Genomic DNA, 2,782 nt, shown 5'->3' on the forward strand with positions numbered 1-2,782 from the left:
ACACAAGTTGTTCTTCATAATCTCTTAATGATCTATTTCCTACCTCGTCAGTAGAAAATATAACGCAATAAACATTCAACAACTTAACCTGTTCAGCTAAGTTCGTTTGCTGTATCGCGTCGGGATGCAGCGTATTCTATAGAGTTTTTAAATCAACACAACCCCTATTATAGAATTTTCTATAATTTTACATTCGAGTGTTTGTTTTTTAACCCAATAAGGTATTTTTAGCATATTTAAAGACTATTTTGAGTGTTTTTTACACATTGCAACATTCATTTTTTAGATAATTTTTACCATTTTAATTTTTATTCGTCCTTCTCAAAATAATAAAACCAGCTTTACGCTGGTTTTATTGAGATTTATTAATTGGAATGCTCTGCTAGCCATGACATAAACTTCTGACGTTCTGCTTTATTTGCTTTTTGCCATAATTGAATCAGTTGCTGATCAGCAGTTACTCCTGAAGTTAACGACTCACTAGAAGTAGCTGCCACCATTTTTGATTGCACGGCTGCTTGTGTATATATAGGTGCTGGCTGATTCTGCAAAGCTGTTTTCTTTTGAGTCAAATCTGTAGTTTTTGAAAATATACCTTGTCCTAACCATGGTTTTTGTTCTGTGTTTGCACCTACTTGCTGCACCAGCATCTGATTATTTTTATCAAACAATGCCACCACAGGTTGTTCAGCATATTTTTTTGCAGCTTCAAAATTTGCTGGCGCATTGATCAGGTCCAGTCGATATTCTTCACCATCTTGCAAAATGGGCGTGCGGACAGTCACCACAGATGATTTCACAATATCATGTTCACCATTCAAATGTTCAAAATACTGGGTGTAACGCATACTAATATTGCTAATACCTGCATCAACTTTGTATTGATTGTTCTTGGCACGAAATAATCCCGTATTAACTTCCTGATCATTCACCGCTAGAATTTTAATTTCTTCTGGTGCTGAAATAGTAACGGCTGAAAATGCAGCACTACTTACCATCAATGCAGCTGCAGCAAAAGTTAATTTTAGGCTCATCCCACTATCTCTTCTTTGAATATTAAAAATAAATTGCACTATGCAATTAACAAATGACAATTTTATGACAATGCTATTTTTAATACAGCTGTATTTTCAAGACTTTGTTGAGATAAGCTTTGCAGCTTAATTGATTTATCTATCATTCACTTTATCAATAAAAAGAGTGCCATTTCAGCACTCTCTTAACTTGACTTAAGTAAAACATTGATCAGTCAAATCTTTTGAAACGGATACTATCATCAAGAAATGTTTTTTCTCCCGCTGGTACTTCAATTGAACCAAACACCAATTCGGCACGTAATTTCCAGTTTTCAGGGATATCGAAGGTGGCTGCCACTTCATCATCAATCACGGGATTGTAATGCTGCAAGGAAGCACCAATATGCTGTTCTGCCAATGATGCCCATACAGCAAACTGTGCAATGCCAGTCGAATGCTCTGACCATGCTGGAAAATGCTCAGCATATAAGGGGAATTGTTCTTGGAGAGATTTTACCGCATCCTGATCTTCAAAAAACAGTACCGTGCCATAACCGGCTGCAAAACTGTTAATTTTTGCATTAGTACTTGCAAATGAATCTTCTGGCACAATTTTACGTAATGTTTCACGTACGATACTCCAGAATTTCGCATGTGATTCTCCATATAGAGTCACGATACGTGAAGTTTGTGAATTGAAAGCAGAAGGGCTATTTCGTACTACCTCTTTAATAATCTCTTCGATTTGATCAGCTGCGATCGGAACGTTTTGACCAATTGCATAAATAGTACGGCGTTGTTTCATATGGGCTAAAAATGACATGGCTCACCTTCTTGGAATTTTAATAACCGTAATTAGAATATATTGATCTTATGTTAATTTTAGAAGTATTCCGCAATTAAAAAAGTGACATTGTGTTTTATTTATAGAATAGTTTTATAGTTGATTTTCAACCGATATAAAACAATAAAGCACCTATAAAAAATGCTTTATTGATATCACGATCAGATTAATTCAGAATTCTAAATCGTTCAGCATTTTGAGGTTCTTTTTTAATCTCTACCTCTTGTTCAATGGAACCAAAAACCAGCTGTGCTCGCAGCAACCAAGATTCATTAATGTGAAAATGTTCCGCAACTGCCGTATCTATACTCGGATTATAATGCTGCAAACAGGCACCGATGCCTGAATCAGCCAAGGCTGTCCATACTGCATATTGCGCCATACCCGATGTCTGTTCTGACCAGATTGGAAAATCATCAGCATTAAAAGGAATTTTCTTTTGCAATTTTTGAATAATGTTCTGATCTTCATAGAACAGTACCGTTCCATACCCTGCCATGCATTGATCTATTTTCATTGCTGTACCGGCGAATACATGTACGGCGACTAGTTTACGTTGCACTTCTTTGACAATTTCCCAAAATTGCTTATGGGAATCACCAAACAACACCACAATTCTAGAACTTTGACAATTTAATGCAGATGGACAGCTTCGCACAGCCTCTTGAATCAACTCTGCCAAATAGGCCTGGCTAAAATGAACCTTTCTTCCTAGAACATAAATACTGCGACGTTTTTTTAATTGATCAACAAATGTTAATTCATTCACCTCTTCAACAGCTCTTTTTTTAAATTCGCAGATTCAAATCCCAAGTGCAACACATTTGTAGTTAGTTGAAAAAGTTAGGTGTATTCATAGAATCATTAGACTTTTTCAACTCGCAATTGGAAAGCACACAATGAAGAAATACACCCAACTTTC

The 2,782-nt window shown here is 36.0% G+C and carries 3 protein-coding genes; all 3 read right to left on the reverse strand.

Annotated features, from left to right (window positions below):
* Positions 1-365: 365 nt before the first annotated feature.
* The 3 genes from FTU91_RS16055 to FTU91_RS16065 all read right to left on the reverse strand — a co-directional run bounded on the left by FTU91_RS16055 (position 366) and on the right by FTU91_RS16065 (position 2,662).
* On the reverse strand, positions 366-1,034 hold the full coding sequence (locus FTU91_RS16055) for a DUF2057 family protein (RefSeq protein ID WP_166168456.1): 669 nt from the start codon (positions 1,032-1,034) through the stop codon (positions 366-368).
* A gap of 211 nt (positions 1,035-1,245) precedes the next feature.
* On the reverse strand, positions 1,246-1,839 hold the full coding sequence (locus FTU91_RS16060; RefSeq protein ID WP_180082833.1) for a nitroreductase family protein: 594 nt from the start codon (positions 1,837-1,839) through the stop codon (positions 1,246-1,248).
* A gap of 187 nt (positions 1,840-2,026) precedes the next feature.
* Positions 2,027-2,662 carry a nitroreductase family protein gene (locus FTU91_RS16065; RefSeq protein WP_180082834.1) on the reverse strand — a complete coding sequence of 212 codons (636 nt, stop codon included), beginning with the start codon at positions 2,660-2,662 and terminating at the stop codon, positions 2,027-2,029.
* Positions 2,663-2,782 lie beyond the last annotated feature (120 nt).

It is taken from the genome of Acinetobacter sp. YH12201 (assembly GCF_013418145.1).
In the GTDB taxonomy this organism is placed as follows: domain Bacteria; phylum Pseudomonadota; class Gammaproteobacteria; order Pseudomonadales; family Moraxellaceae; genus Acinetobacter.

Bases quoted from the DNA above. Each gene is read 5' to 3' on its own strand.
- FTU91_RS16055 (WP_166168456.1), bottom strand. From the start codon at position 1,034: ATGAGCCTAAAATTAACTTTTGCTGCAGCTGCATTGATGGTAAGTAGT.
- FTU91_RS16060 (WP_180082833.1), bottom strand. From the start codon at position 1,839: ATGTCATTTTTAGCCCATATGAAACAACGCCGTACTATTTATGCAATT.